We start from the raw sequence: 14,448 nt of genomic DNA, 5'->3' as shown, positions 1-14,448 counted from the left end.
GCAGAGTGCGGTACGCACCTGTAACGTGGCCCAGGGCGAGCCGATCGGCGACAGAGACGGCGGCCTCGGGCGGCCAAACCCAGGCCATCACCTGGCCGGCCACCAGGAAATGTCCAGGGCGGTATGGCAATTGAACCACCGCATCAGCCTTGGTAGCGATTTTCACCAACACGTCATGGCGGATGACCTGAAGATAGCCACTGCTCGGAGTGCGGATCGGGGCACCCGACTCTGCCAGCTTCGCCAACAACTCCTCGTGCGACGGGCCGCGAGCGCCGCCGACACCGTAGGAGTCGCCGGTATCGAGGGCGGCGATCTCCTCGGCCAATCTTCCGGCGATACGTGCGATCACCACCGGAAGCTGAATCATCGTGGCGATGTGATTAAGGAAGAAGATCAGCACGGCCACGTCAGCCAACGTCAGCATGAAAGTCACCGTGATCGACAAATGCGGAACGAAATCACCGTGCGGGCCACCGCCGACCGAAACCAGCGCGACCATCGCATAGCAGAACGACGCGACGAATGTCCCCAACGAAAACTGAGTTCCCGGGTCGCGCACGAAGTTGCGCAGCATCCGGGGCCCGAACTGCGTCGAGGCCAGCGTGAGCGCCACGATGGTGATCGAGAAAACGATGCCGACCACGGTGATGATCGCCGCGGCGATGGTGGCCAACACAACTCGAGCCGAGTCGGCGCTGCCGTTGAGCACCCACGTCGGCAGCTCGATGATTCCGTCGTAGGCCGAGCGGTCAACGGTGTAGGTGACGGCGAACAGCATGACTACCGCAACCGTTGTCAAAACCGGGACGAGCCACAAGTTGGTCCGCAGCGCCTCGCGCCGCCAATCGGCCTCGAAATAGAGGGGACCACGCATTAGTGGATGCTAGCGCGGACGGCCGACGCCGCTCGTTTGTTGACGATTTCTTTACGGCCTCACGTCGATGCCGAAACCCAATCGTAGGGAAGGAATTTACCGTCGAATGTCACCACCACACGGTCGCCCGACGGGTGGGTTTTCTTTTGCAAGTCAACGCTGAAGTTGATCGCACTCATAATCCCGTCACCGAATTGCTCATGGATCAGCTCCTTGATCGCGCCGCCATACACCTGCAGGGCCTCGTAGAAGCGGTAGATGGTCGGGTCGGTAGGCACCGCGGTGGGCAGACCACCACGCATGGGCGGGGCAGCCAGCACCGCGGCCGCCGACTCGTCGAGACCCAACATTTCGACCAGCACCCGGGCGAGTTCGACGGGAATCGGGTGCTGGCCGAGCAGCGCCGAGGTGGTCCACACCGCCGGCCGGCCGATCGCATCGGCCAATTCTTGCCAGGTCAAGCCCTTGGCCAAGCGGGCGACGACGATCTGCTCGGTGATCTCGTTTCGAGTCATGGCTACCAGCATGCACCCGGATCCGCGAATCCATCTCGCCGTCAGTGCCTTTCGTAATCCCGTGAATGGCGTCGCGACTGGATGTAGGCTGCGCAGCATTAGGTCTTCAGCCCCACGAGGATCGAGGCCGCTATGCGGATCGTCGTCGACCTGAACCGCTGCCTGGGGTATGCGCAGTGCGTACCACTCGCACCCGAGGTGCTCAGGCTCAGCGGCGAAGAAACCCTCACCTACGACCCCAACCCGGACGACAGTCAGCGTTTGCGGGTACTGCGGGCAGCGGCGTCATGCCCGGTGCAGGCAATCATCGTGGACCGGCTCGACAGCGACTAGCGGGCCAGCGCCGATGATCCGGGATGGCTTCAAAGACAACGGCCGCATCGTCATTGTCGGTGCTTCACTGACGGGGCTCCGCGCCGCCGAGGGGCTGCGGGAAGAGGGTTTTCGCGGGCAGCTCATTATCATCGGCGACGAGCCGGACGAGCCCTATGACCGCCCGCCGCTGTCCAAACAGGTCCTCAAAGGCTGGGTGCCCGCCGACCACACCAAGCTGCCGCGGCTGCGCCAGGTGGATGCCGAGTGGCGACTCGGTGTGGCGGCGATCGCCCTGGACCGCGCCAACCGGCTGGTGAGACTGGCTGACGGCAGTGAAGTTCCAGGCGATCGGCTGCTGATCGCCACCGGCGTGCGGGCCCGGCGATGGCCCAACGCGGAGGAAGCCGCGCTGGAGGGCGTCTATACACTGCGCACCAGTGCCGATGCCGCACGGCTGCAGGCGGCGTTGGCCGCCCGTCCCCGGCGGGTGCTGATCATCGGGTCCGGGTTCATCGGCTCGGAAGCGACCTCGGTGTGCCGCGAACTCGGCCTGCAGGTCACCGTCACCGAACGCGGCCCGGCTCCATTGTCGGGGGCGCTGGGCGGGGTGATTGGCGCGATCGCCGCGGAAATGCAGCGCGCCGCCGGAGTGGACCTTCGCACCGATGTCTCGGTGCTGGCATTGGAGGGTGATGCGACCGGGCACGTGCGCCGTGCGCGGCTCTCCGACGGCGACACGCTCGACGTCGACGTGGTGGTGACGTCGTTGGGGTCGATCCGCAATGTCGAGTGGCTCGACGGGTCCGGGCTGGCGGCCGGGTTCTGGGGGGTTGGGTGTGACGCCGGTTGCCGCGCGTTGGACATCAACGCGGTGGTCACCAATCACATCTTCGTGGCCGGCGACGTGGCCCGGGCCCCGCATGTGCTCTACGACTACCAGTTCCTGGTGATGGAGCACTGGGATAACGCCGTGCTGGGCGCCCGGGTCGCCGCGCACAATATGGTGTGCGAGGAGGTCGATCGCTGGGCGCACCTGCTGATCCCGCAGTTCTGGTCGGCCCAGTTCGGTGTGAATATCAAATCCGTTGGCGTGCCGTCGTTTGGCAACGAGATCGTCTTCACCCAGGGTTCGGTGAAGGAGCGACGGTTCGCCGCGGCCTATGGTCGTCGCGGCCGAATTGTCGGCGCGGTCACCTTCAATCACGGCAAGTGGATCGAGCACTATCGGCGGGAGATCGCGCGGTCGGGACCGTTTCCGCCACAGCCGCCGGGTTTCGATTTCCCTGAGGACATGCGGGTGATGCCTGCCGACTTCCCGGCGCGCGGTGTGCCGACCGAGGCCCCGGATGTGGTGTTGACGGGACACGCTCCCAGCGAGCGCCACGCCGAGTTCCGGCCGCGGCAGCGCTGAGGAGGAGTGGCGCAGATGACCCGCGCCGGCGACGATGCAGAGCGCAGCGATGAGGAGGAGCGGCGCAGATGACCCCCGAAGAAGCCTTTGACGCCGCGATGCGGTACGAAAACCGCGCTAATCCCTATCCGTACTTTGACGAGCTGCGCAAGACGCCGGTCGTGCGAGTGACCAGCGGTATCTATGCCGTCACCGGATACGACGAGCTCATCGCGCTAGCCCACGACCCCCGGGTGAGTTCGGATCGCCGCAACGCCCGCTCGCCGGTCACCGGCGACCGGCACGTTGCCGACGAGTCCGTGATGGAAATGATGGAGGTCTACGACCGAGACCCGAGCTTTATCGCCTCGGACCCGCCGGACCACGATCGGGCGCGCCGGCAGTGCATGCGGTTTTTCGGCCCACCGCATTCGCCGGACGTGATCCCGAGCCAGGAGCCGTTGTGTCAGCAGATCGTCAACGACTTGCTCGACAAGGCCACGGGCAAGACCCGCATGGATGTTGTCGACGAGTTCGCCTATCCGCTGCCGGTCAACGTGATCTGCCGGATCCTCGGCGTGCCGATCGAGGACGAGCCGCAGTTTCACGCATGGGTCGCAGATATCGGGGCCGGCATTTTCGATCTCGGGCCCGATATCGCCACCGAGGAGGGCCAGGCCCGGCGGGCCAAAGGTGAAGCGGCCAACATCGCCTTCAAGAAATACATCATCGGATTGGTCGAGAAAGCCGAGAAATCGCCTGGCCCGGGCATGATTTCACAGTTGGTCCACGATGACGGACCGGATGGACGAATGTCGCCGAGTGCGATCGTCAACAACATCATGCTGCTGTTTGCCGCCGGCCATGATTCGACGGTCAATCTGATCTCCCACTGCGTGCTGACCGTGCTCCGTAACCCCGAATCGATCGAGTTGTTGTGCAGCAGGCCGGAATTGATTCCCGGCGCCATCGAGGAAGTGCTGCGGCTGCAGTCGTCGGTGCAGTTCTTCCCGACTCGATCGGCGTTGGCGGACATCGAGATTGCCGATACCACGATCCCGCGAGGATCACCCATTTATCTGATGTACGCTGCGGCCAACCGAGATCCGCGGCGCTTCCCCGACCCCAACACGTTCGACCCCCAACGCGCCGACAACGAGCACGTCGGCTGGGGGCGCGGCATTCACGTCTGTTTCGGCGGTCCGCTGGCGCGGCTGGAAGTCAACACCGCTTTCGAGGCTTTCCTTCGCCGGGTAGAAAACCCGCGGCTGGTCGAGGACCCGCCGCCTTACCGCATCAGCCAGGTGTTCCGCGGCCCGCGGCATCTGCTCGTCGAATACGACGGGATCAGCCCCGATCGACGGTGACGAGCATCGTGAACGTCCGCGTGCCGTCACCGGCCGTGGTGGTGAGAACGAGCGGGTAGTACCCGTCGGTCACCGACTGCGCGACTTTGATGGTGACCGAAGCGCTGGCCGATCCGTCCGCGGCGAACTTCCCGGATACCTTTCCCGCCGTGATTCCCGCGTTCTCGGCCGCGCCGGTGATCGTGTAGCCGTCGGGCCCATCGATCATCCGTTGGGCAGCGAGCGTCACGTTCACCGTGCCTCCGGGCGCGATGTTGACGATGCCGGGCGAAACGTTGACGGTCACCGTCGAGCTGCCTGCACCGAATGATGGCGGCGCGGACGAGTCGCGAGCGCCCCAGCCCTTGTTGGGTCGAGGTGAAAGCGAGAATGCTAAGTCGCCGCCGGTTTGGATGATCGACTCCGGAAGATAGGTCTGATCGGTGGGCCGGCCGTCGATGTGCAGGCTTTTGATGTAGCGCATCCGGTTGGGTCCGGATGCACCCGGCGCGGAGATCTTGATGAATTTGCCTGTGGGCAGCTCGATCACGACGCGATCGAAAAGCGGTGTGTTCACAGTCAGTATCGGCGTTCCCGGCGTGCTGGGGTAGAGGCCGAGCGCGGCCCACACGTACCAGCTGGACATCGCGCCCAGGTCGTCGTTGCCCGGCTCGCCATCGGGTGTGGGAGAAAACAAGTCGCTGCGCACTCGGTCGACTAATTGTTGAGTTTTCCACGGTTGACCGATGTAGTTGTATAGCCACGGCACGTCGAAACCGGGCTCGTTGCCGGCCCACAGATAGGGCTCTTCGGGGCCGACGTTGAGTTCCTTGGTGAAGCGGTCAAGCCTGTCCCCCACCGCTTTTCGGCCGCCGAGCGCGGTCACCAGGCCGGCGGTATTCTGCGGCACATACCAGACGTACTGCTCGGCGTTGCCCTCGTCGAAGCCGAGCTGGCTGAAGCAACCCTGAGCGGGCTCTGCGACCCCGGGCCCGTCGGGAAAGAAACCCATTGCATCGCGCGGCGAGATGTAGTGGGTGCTGGGGTTGAACAGGTTCTGCCAGTACTGGGCCCGGTTCTGGAATTCGGCGGCGGTCGCGGAAACGCCCAACGCGTCGGCGAATCGGGAGATGGTGAAGTCGTCGACCGACCACTCCAACGTGATCGAGGCACCGGGGACCGCGCCGCCGCTGCAGGAGTCCGCGTTCAGCGGCAGATAGCCCCGCCGAAGGTAGGTGGCGATTCCGGGCCGCTCGACGTAACCGTTGAGGCCGACGCCGCCCTCGGTGGCGGCTTTGATCATGTGACGCAGCGCCGTGTCGACGTCAAAATCCTTGGCGCCAAAGGCATAAAAGTTCACCATCAACGGGACGACGCTGTCTCCGGTCATCTCCGCGGTCGCGGTATTCGCCAGCGCCCACCGCGGAAAGGACCCACTCTGCTCGGCGTCGTTCACCAGCGACTGGGCCATGTCGCTGGCCAGCTCCGGAAACAGCAATCCGTGCAGGGAGGCAAGCCCGCGGTAGGTGTCCCAGTCGGAGAAGTTGGTGTACTGGGTGTGCCCGGCGGCAAGCGTGTGAGTGTCGCCGTCGAAGCCGATATAGCGGCCGTCGACGTCGTTAAAGGTGTTGGGGTTCAACAGCGAATGGTAAAGCGCGGTGTAGAAGGTCGCGGTGTCGCGTTCATCGGCGCTGGCGATTGCGATGCGAGACAGCTTGGCGTTCCACTCTTTCGCCGCGGCGGCGCGGACGTCGTCGAAACTCCCGTCGCCTTCGGCGGCGAGGTTGGCTCGCGCTCCGTCGAGGCTGACGTAGGACAGCGCAGTCCGCACCTCGACCCGCGAGCCCGCCGGAAAGCCGACGTATCCGCCGCTGGACCCGGTGTAACTCGAATATGCGCTGCGGGTGTCGGTGAAGACCGAGTAGCCGTCCCAGGTGCCGTGGGATGTGAACGGCCGGCTGAACTTCATCACGAAGTACACCGTGTAGACGTTGTCCTTCCCGCAGAAGCCGCCGCTGGTCGCCGATCCGGTGATCGTCGTGTTGTCCTCGCCGATCTGGATGTTCGCGGCGGAGGTACCCCCAAGCGACGCACCGGAATTCAGATACAACAGTGCGGGATGGCCGTTGTCGGGGTAGCTGAACTGGCCAACCCCGGTGTGGGTGGTGGCGGCCAGTTCCGCCGTCACTTTGGTTGCGGGGAACCGCACGGTGTAGTAGCCGGGCACGCCGATCTCGGTGTCGTCGTGAGCGATCTCCTCGGTCGCGTTCCAGGGTTCGGAGCCGATCGCGGTGGTGGTCGGCAGCATCGAGATGTCGCCGAACGCCGCGCACCCCACCGAGGCGTGCGTCATGCTGAATCCGGTGGCCTGCCGGTTGCCGTGGTCGTAGCCCGCGTAGTTGTTGGCGGTGTCCGGCGAGTACTGCACCATCCCGAACGGTACGGAGGCGCCGGGGAAGTTGTTGATCTCCCCCACTCGTTGGCCGCCGGTGCCGGTGCCGATCAGCGTGTTGACATGGTCGACCGGGTTCGTGACGTAGGCCGGTGGGTCGTATGACGTAGGCACCGCGCTGGCCAGCATCACGGTGATCAGCAGCACCGCCCCTAACAGGGCGGCGAGGCGCCGACTTGACCTCACCACTCAAGCTTGACGTAACCGAAGAGCGGATCAAGCTAGGCACACCGGGCTTCTCAACCATTAGAGGCTTTTTCGAAGCGATATCAAATGTGATATCCCATCGAAATCCAGTCCATGCCCCGGCAATTGATACCAGTGGTGCCGACGGTGTTCACGCGTCCTCTGGGACTGCGGCGATCGGCGAGCCCAGGGAGAAAGGCGTGCTGATCGCGCAGGGGGATCAGTGTGTCCTGACGATCAGTACATCGATCTTGGCCCTGGTGGCGACCGCGCCAGGAATCGAGAACACCCGCCCAATGATCGCGGATCGCGCGTCCAATCCGACGTTGCCGACCACAAGCAGATCGGCCCCAACCTCCTCGGCGAGGTCCACCAGGGTATCTACTGGAGCTCCCTTGATCGGACGATCCTCGATGTTCTTCGCGCCGGCCGCCTTTGCCCGGTTGCGCGCCTCATGCAAGATCTCGTAGACCGGTGCGTTGCCGGAAACTTTATAAGCCTCGGCCCCGAGCGCGTCGGCTGCGCGCGGATCGTCCTTTTGTGGGTAGTAACCCGTTGCGATGATCAGCTTCGCGTTGGACTCGGCGGCGATCTGGCCAGCGCGCTCGACCGCGCGCAGTGACGACTCCGAGCCATCGGTGCCGACCACCAGAGTCTGATAGGCGGTCATTTACCCTCCGCAGCGTCGTTTGGCAATGCCTATTGGAGACAGTAACCCGCCAAGTCAGCAAGGCCGGAAAATTTCGAGAAATGCCTCGCTGACAGATCCGTGCGGGACGCTGGCGATATTGGCCATAGCAAGCGCGAACTGTGTATACGGTCTTCATAGCGGTCGAAGACCTCCCATTCGGCAGGCCTTAGGCGGGGCGATCGCCGTCCACGAAGACGGGGACGACCTCGCCCAGGAGGTACGAGATGTTAAACCGCGTAACGGTCCATGACAGCCGGCTCTCTCAAGATCGCGAGCAGGATGCCGAGCTATTGAAAAGGTCAGGAGCGCACAAGCTCGTCATCACCGACCGCGAAGGCAACTGCTTAGCGTTCGTATTGGCTTGGGGCAGCGTCGACTATGACGCTGAGACCGACACCTATGTGTGCGTTGCCGACAGTGATGGCAGAGAACTGATGACGGCGTTCACCGCCGGAGAGATCAAGTCGGCGCCCGGCACGAACATGTACGTCGTCACCGCGCCGGATGAGTTCCGTGGCTCAAGGACGTTGCAGGCCCTGTAACCGGTTGCCAGGCCTGCGGGTCTAGCCAGCGTTGGACCGGTGTGTCAGTCTGTCGCGTCCGTTACCGCGGCGAGGCACTCACGCACCACCGAGACGATGTCCGTGGAGGGGTTCGCCCACTTGCTCAGTCCCAAGCGGTCGAGCAGCAGCCCGCCGAGGAACACGTCGACGAAAGCGGCCCCGACTTGTTCCGGTGTTCGGGAACCGACGGGGTCGAACCAGACCCACATCCATTGCAGCGATCCCCACAGCTGCAGTGCCGCCAATTCGGCATCCACACTTCGAAATACACCGCATTTTATTCCATTGCGGATCTCGTCAATCGTGAGCGTTTGCAGTTGATGCCGCAACTTACGCACTTGCTGCATCGCCGGGTCATCGGACAGCTGAACGACCTCGCGCTGACTTGCCACTGTCGCGTTGCGAGCGATCACCTGTAGCAGTGCGGAGGTGTAAATCGTCGCGGCGATGCGTTCATGCGGCGAGGCCAGGCGCTCCCACACCATCCCCAGCGCATCGCGCTGGCAGGCCAGGTGGGTTTCCTCAAGCTCTCGCAACATCTGCGCCTTGGTTCCAAAGTGATGAACGATGGTGCCCTTAGACATGCCGAGCTCGCCGGCGATATCGCCGAGGTTTGTTCTCTCGTAGCCCCGTTCGGCGACATAGCGGACAAACGCATCGAGAATCTCGGTACGTCTGCCGGGCGACCGGGGCATCGCAACCCTCCGAAGTAACTAACCGTACGGACGGTCTATCATACTTCCGCAGAGAAGTATCCCCTAGCCCGGGTTGCTCGTCGCACTTTTACCGCCCAACGCGCCTAAAATCCCAGGTCATGGCAAAGATAGCTAGCCGCCCAGCGAGGATATCCAGGTGGTCCGTTCGCGACAGTTTTCCATTATTGACTGTACGGACGGTCGAATGCAATAGTGAGAACGTGACGCAAACGAGGGCGACACGGAGCCGGCGGCCGGGCACCGAGACTCCCGGCTGGGCGGACACGCGCAGCTCGAAAGACGTTCTCGTGACGTGCTTTTCGCAGGGTCCTAGCGTCGACGCGGAGCCGCGCACATGACTACTGCGCCGCTGATTACCGGCAAATTACGCGACCAGCTCCGACCGGGAGCGGAAGTGGTCGGTGGGTTCTTCCGGATGTGCTCGCTGACCGGTAAAGCTCTGCTGCAGCCGTTCGAATGGCGCGAGTTCATTGGGAACGGCTGGTTCCTCATGCGAGTGTCGCTGCTACCCACGATCGCGGTTGCCATCCCGGAAACCGTCTTGCTCATCTTCACGCTCAACGTCCTTTTGGCCGAGTTCGGCGCCGCCGATGTGTCGGGTGCTGGTGCCGGGATCGGCGCAGTCACCCAGCTCGGCCCGATCGTGACCGTCCTGGTGGTCGCCGGCGCAGGGGCCACCGCCATCTGCGCCGACCTCGGCGCCCGCACCATCCGCGAGGAGATCGATGCGCTCGAGGTACTCGGCATCGACCCGATCCGCCGACTGGTGGTGCCGCGTGTCGTCGCGTCGATCGCGGTCGCGGTGCTGCTTAACGGCCTGGTGATCGCGGTCGGCCTGGGCGGCGGCTACCTGTTCAGCGTGTACCTGCAGAACGTCTCGAGCGGTGCTTACCTCTCCACGCTGACAGTGCTGACCGGTCTGCCCGAAGTGGTGATCGCGATGATCAAGGCCGCGATGTTCGGTCTGATTGCCGGCCTGGTCGGGTGCTACCGCGGACTGACCGTCCGCGGCGGGTCCAAAGGCCTGGGCACTGCCGTCAACGAGACGGTGGTGCTGTGCTTCATCGCGCTGTTCGCGGTCAACGCGGTGATGACGACGATCGGTGTCCGGTTCGGAACGGGGCACTGACATGGCTACGGCTGCCGTCCGGCTTCACAGCTACCCGCGGACATCCGCCGTCCTGCGTCGCTACCGCGGGGTCCCGACCGCACAACTGACAGAGCTCGGAAAGATCATCTGGTTCGCACTGACCGCAGTCGGGCTGATCCCCCTCGCTTTGCGTCGCTACAACAAAGAGCTCATACGGATGATCGCCCAGATGGGGATGGGTACCGGCGCGATGGCCGTGGCGGGTGGCACCGCAGCCATCGTCGGGTTCATCACGCTGTCCGCAGGCTCACTGGTCGCCATCCAGGGCTTCGCGTCGCTGGGCAACATCGGTGTCGAGGCATTCACCGGCTTTTTGGCCGCAATGGTCAATGTGCGGTTCGTGGCGCCGGTGGCCTGTGGTCAGGCGCTGGCAGCCACCGTCGGCGCCGGCGCCACCGCCGAATTGGGCGCCATGCGCATCAGCGAAGAGATCGACGCACTGGAGGTAATGGGCATCCGATCGATCGCCTACCTGGCATCCACCCGGGTAGTCGCGGGCTTCATCGTCATCATCCCGTTGTACGGGTTGGCGATCACCCTGGCTTTCCTGTCCGCACAAGCCACCACGGTGTTGTTCTACGGGCAGTCGGTCGGCACGTACAACCACTACTTCCACACATTCCTGCGCTTGAATGACGTGGGTTGGTCGTTCGCCGAAGTGATCCTCGTTGCGATGGTCGTGATGACCACCCACTGCTACTACGGCTACAACGCCAGCGGCGGCCCGGTCGGCGTCGGTGAAGCAGTCGGACGGTCGATGCGGCTGTCGCTGATCACGATCGTTGTCGTGGTCGTGCTCACCGCGATGGCGGTCTACGGCAAAAACCCGAACTTCAACCTCACGGTGTAGACATGACGGCGCCGCGAGGGAAGGTCAACCCGATACGTATCCCGTGGTACAAGACGACCGCCGTGGTGTTCTTGTTGGTCAGCGCAGTGGTGTTGACGTTCTGGTGGTTTCAGTTTCGCGGAGACCTCACGCCCAAGACGCGCTTGACGATGGTGGCTGCCCGGTCGGGTTTGGTGATGGATCCAGGCTCGAAGATTACCTACAACGGAGTCGAGATCGGCCGGGTGGCAGGTATTTCGGAAATTCAGCACGACGGCAAGCCAGCGGCCAAAATCGACTTGGAGGTGGATCCTCGCTATGTCAAGCTCATTCCGGCCAATGTGGACGCCGATATCAAAGGAACAACGGTATTCGGCAACAAGTATGTGGCATTGACCTCACCGAAACACCCTACGGCACAGCGCATTACCCCGCAGCATGTGATCGATGCGAGGTCGGTGACGACAGAGTTCAATACGCTGTTCGAGACGCTTACCTCCATTGCGGAGAAGGTCGATCCCGTCAAGCTGAACCTGACGCTGGCGGCGGCCGCCGAGGCATTAAGCGGGTTGGGCGACAAGTTCGGGCAGTCGATCGTCAACGGCAACGCCATCCTCGACGACGTCAATCCGCGAATGCCGCGGATCCGCCACGACATTCAACAGCTGGCCGCGCTCGGCGACACGTACACCGACGCCGCACCCGATCTGTTCGACTCCCTCAACAACGCGGTGATCACGGCGCGCACGCTTCATCGGCAGGAAGCCGACCTGGATGCTGCATTGTTGGCAGCAACCGGCCTGGGCAATACCGGCGAAGACATCTTCGCCCGCGGCGGGCCTTACCTGGAACGGGGCATCGCCGATCTGTTGCCGACCGCCCAGTTGCTGGACACCTACAGTCCCGAAATCTTTTGCACCATCCGCAATTACTACGACACCGAGCCCATGGGGGCCGCAACGGTGGGCACCGGCAATGGCTATGCGCTGAAAACCATGACGGAGCTGATGTCCGGGCTGGGCGGCATACTCACTTTGCCAGGTTTGGCCGGCACGGTGGCCTCCATGGGACTGCTCCAACTCGCCGGACTGGTCGGCGGAGCACCCAATCCCTATGTCTATCCGGACAATTTGCCGCGAGTGAACGCTCGCGGTGGCCCGGGCGGTGCGCCGGGTTGCTGGCAACCCATTACCCGTGATCTATGGCCAGCGCCGGCTCTGGTGATGGACACCGGTGCCAGTCTGGCGCCATATAACCACGTCGATACCGGCTCACCGTACGCAATTGAGTACGTCTGGGGCCGCCAAGTCGGGGACAACACGATCAACCCATGAAAACCAGCACCGGCAACGCCATCAAGCTCGGCATCATCTCACTGGTGCTGCTGCTGATCACCGTGTCCATCATCGTGGTGTTCGGTCAGATGCGGTTCAACAGCACCAACTCCTACTCTGCGGAGTTTAGTAACGGGAGCGGGCTGCGCAACGGTCAGTTCGTCCGCGCCTATGGAGTCGAGATCGGCAAGGTCAAAAAGATACGGCTGGTCGATGCCGGTAGGCGGGTAAGGGTCGATTTCGATGTCGACCGCTCGGTACAGCTGTATCAGTCGACGACAGCACAGATCCGCTATCTCGACCTGGTGGGCAACCGCTACATGGAACTCAGCCGCGGCGAGGGCGAGGGGGCGCAGCGGGTGCTGCCGCCGGGCGGATTCATCCCGCTGGCGCGAACCTCGCCGGCTTTGGATCTCGACGCGCTGATCGGTGGTTTCAAGCCGCTGTTTCGGGCGCTCGATCCAGACAAGGTCAACACGATCGCCTCGGCCATCATCACCGTGTTTCAGGGGCAGGGCGGCACCATCAACGACATCCTCGACCAGACCGCCCAAGCGACCGAACGGATCGCCTCGCGTGACCAGGCGATCGGCGACGTCGTCAAGAACCTGAATATCGTGCTGGACACCACGGTCAAACATCGGAAGGAATTCGATCAGACCGTCGACAATTTCGAGAAACTGATCACCGGACTGCGCAACCACGCCGACCCGCTGGCCGACGGCGTCGCGAACATCAGCAACGCGGCGGGAACAGTAGCCGACCTGCTGGCCGACAACCGGGCGGTGGTGCACAAGGAACTCAACTACCTGCAGGCGCTTCAGCAGCCGCTGGTCGACCAACGCGACAAGCTCAGCGATCTGATCCAGAAGACGCCAACCGCGTACAACCTGATCGGCCGCAGCATCGGCCTGTACGGCGACTGGGTCAACTTCTACGTCTGTGACCTGACGATCAGATGGAACGGGCTGCAAGCCGGCGGCCCGGTGCGCTCGGTCAGGATCTGGCAGCAGCCGACGGGTAGGTGCACGCCGCAATGAGAACGCTACAACCTGCCAACCGGGTGCGGATCGGCCTGCTGGGCGCGACCGTGTTGGTGCTGATTGTCGCTGTGGGCCAAAGCTTTACCAGCGCCCCGATGCTGTTCGCCAGCCCGAGTTACTACGGGCAGTTCACCGACACCGGCCAGCTGAACAAAGGCGACAAGGTCCGTGTCACCGGCGTGGAGGTCGGCAAGGTCGAGGGGATGGCGATCGACGGCGACCACGTGGTCATCAAGTTCTCCCTCGGCAGCAATACCATCGGCACCGAAAGCCGGTTGGCGATCAAGACCGACACCGTGCTGGGTAAGAAGGTGCTCGAGATCGAGCCGCGGGGCACCCAGATTTTGCGACCGGGTGGCACGCTGCCGCTGGGGCAAAGCACCACCCCGTACCAGATTTACGACGCGGCCTTCGACGTCACCAAGGCCGCCGCCGGCTGGAACATCGACACCGTCAAGCAGTCGTTGAATGTGTTGTCGCAGACCATCGGTCAGACATATTCGCACCTGAGCCCCGCGTTGGATGGATTGGCCAAGTTCTCCGACTCCATCGGTAAACGCGACGAGGCGATCACGCACCTGCTCGCGCAGGCCAACAAGGTGGCCAGCGTGCTCGGTGACCGCAGCGAACAAATCAACCGGCTGCTGGTCAATGCGAACACGCTGCTGGCGGCGTTCAACGAACGTGGACGGGCCATCGACGCGTTGCTGGGCAACATTTCCGCGTTCTCGGCCCAGGTGCAGAATTTCGTCAACGACAACCCGAATCTGAATACCGTTCTGGAGCAGTTGCGTTCGATCAGCGATGTGCTTTTGGCACGCAAGGAGGACCTGGCTCAAAGCCTCAAGTATGTCGGTCAATTCGCCGCTTCGCTGGGCGAAACCGTCGCGTCGGGGCCGTACTTCAAGATCGTCCTTTCCAATCTGCTGCCGTACTGGATCTTGCAGCCGTGGGTGGACGCCGCGTTCAAGAAGCGCGGGATCGACCCCGAGGACTTCTGGCGCAGCGCTGGGCTGCCGGCGTTCCGGTTCCCCGACCCCA

At 63.3% G+C, this 14,448-nt stretch carries 14 protein-coding genes; 9 read left to right on the top strand and 5 right to left on the bottom strand.

Going from position 1 to position 14,448, the window contains the following annotated elements; all coding sequences use genetic code 11:
- Both WB785_RS24205 and cynS read right to left on the bottom strand, forming a co-directional pair.
- Window positions 1-877, bottom strand: an 877-nt coding sequence (locus WB785_RS24205; RefSeq protein WP_424082549.1) for a DUF2254 domain-containing protein, incomplete at its 3' end; no start/stop codon positions are given.
- Window positions 878-936: 59 nt separating this feature from the next.
- On the bottom strand, window positions 937-1,404 hold the full coding sequence (gene cynS, locus WB785_RS24200; protein ID WP_424082547.1) for a cyanase: 468 nt from the start codon (window positions 1,402-1,404) through the stop codon (window positions 937-939).
- A gap of 120 nt (window positions 1,405-1,524) precedes the next feature.
- Between cynS and WB785_RS24195 the strand changes: the two genes are divergently transcribed.
- The 3 genes from WB785_RS24195 (at window position 1,525) to WB785_RS24185 (ending at window position 4,464) form a co-directional block, all read left to right on the top strand.
- A complete protein-coding gene (locus tag WB785_RS24195) occupies window positions 1,525-1,725 on the top strand; it encodes a ferredoxin (RefSeq protein WP_424082545.1) in 201 nt (66 codons plus the stop codon).
- Between the two features lie 13 nt (window positions 1,726-1,738).
- Window positions 1,739-3,118 carry an NAD(P)/FAD-dependent oxidoreductase gene (locus WB785_RS24190; protein ID WP_424082543.1) on the top strand — a complete coding sequence of 460 codons (1,380 nt, stop codon included), beginning with the start codon at window positions 1,739-1,741 and terminating at the stop codon, window positions 3,116-3,118.
- Window positions 3,119-3,186: 68 nt separating this feature from the next.
- Complete coding sequence (locus WB785_RS24185; RefSeq protein ID WP_424082541.1) at window positions 3,187-4,464, top strand: cytochrome P450; 1,278 nt, start codon at window positions 3,187-3,189, stop codon at window positions 4,462-4,464.
- Here the strand turns inward: WB785_RS24185 and WB785_RS24180 are convergent.
- On the bottom strand, window positions 4,445-7,081 hold the full coding sequence (locus WB785_RS24180; RefSeq protein ID WP_424082539.1) for a GH92 family glycosyl hydrolase: 2,637 nt from the start codon (window positions 7,079-7,081) through the stop codon (window positions 4,445-4,447). The two genes, WB785_RS24185 and WB785_RS24180, sit on opposite strands and share 20 nt — an antisense overlap.
- Window positions 7,082-7,301: 220 nt before the next feature.
- A complete protein-coding gene (locus WB785_RS24175) occupies window positions 7,302-7,751 on the bottom strand; it encodes a universal stress protein (protein WP_424082537.1) in 450 nt (149 codons plus the stop codon).
- 245 nt (window positions 7,752-7,996) lie between these two features.
- Between WB785_RS24175 and WB785_RS24170 the strand changes: the two genes are divergently transcribed.
- A complete protein-coding gene (locus WB785_RS24170) occupies window positions 7,997-8,314 on the top strand; it encodes a hypothetical protein (protein ID WP_424082535.1) in 318 nt (105 codons plus the stop codon).
- A gap of 44 nt (window positions 8,315-8,358) precedes the next feature.
- On the opposite strand, the gene WB785_RS24165 is transcribed toward WB785_RS24170, so the two are convergent.
- Complete coding sequence (locus tag WB785_RS24165) at window positions 8,359-9,030, bottom strand: TetR/AcrR family transcriptional regulator (protein WP_424082533.1); 672 nt, start codon at window positions 9,028-9,030, stop codon at window positions 8,359-8,361.
- A gap of 355 nt (window positions 9,031-9,385) precedes the next feature.
- On the opposite strand from WB785_RS24165, the gene WB785_RS24160 reads away from it, so the two are divergent.
- The 5 genes from WB785_RS24160 to WB785_RS24140 all read left to right on the top strand — a co-directional run.
- A complete protein-coding gene (locus tag WB785_RS24160) occupies window positions 9,386-10,180 on the top strand; it encodes an MlaE family ABC transporter permease (RefSeq protein ID WP_424082531.1) in 795 nt (264 codons plus the stop codon).
- A gap of 1 nt (window position 10,181) precedes the next feature.
- The gene (locus WB785_RS24155) at window positions 10,182-11,051 is read left to right on the top strand and encodes an ABC transporter permease (RefSeq protein ID WP_424082529.1); all 870 of its coding nucleotides are present in this window, start codon (window positions 10,182-10,184) and stop codon (window positions 11,049-11,051) included.
- A 2-nt stretch (window positions 11,052-11,053) separates the two neighbouring features.
- Entirely contained in the window at window positions 11,054-12,364 is a 1,311-nt protein-coding gene (locus WB785_RS24150; protein ID WP_424082528.1) for an MCE family protein, read from the top strand.
- Entirely contained in the window at window positions 12,361-13,404 is a 1,044-nt protein-coding gene (locus tag WB785_RS24145; RefSeq protein WP_424082526.1) for a virulence factor Mce family protein, read from the top strand. The genes WB785_RS24150 and WB785_RS24145 overlap by 4 nt, the downstream gene beginning before the upstream one ends.
- The coding region (locus tag WB785_RS24140) for a virulence factor Mce family protein (RefSeq protein WP_424082524.1) at window positions 13,401-14,448 on the top strand (1,048 nt) is incomplete at its 3' end. The genes WB785_RS24145 and WB785_RS24140, both read left to right, overlap by 4 nt.

It is taken from the genome of Mycobacterium sp. (genome assembly GCF_049585075.1).
GTDB lineage: Bacteria > Actinomycetota > Actinomycetes > Mycobacteriales > Mycobacteriaceae > Mycobacterium.
The sequence above is the reverse complement of the archived record's forward strand: the minus strand, read 5'-3'. Positions and strand labels throughout refer to the sequence as shown.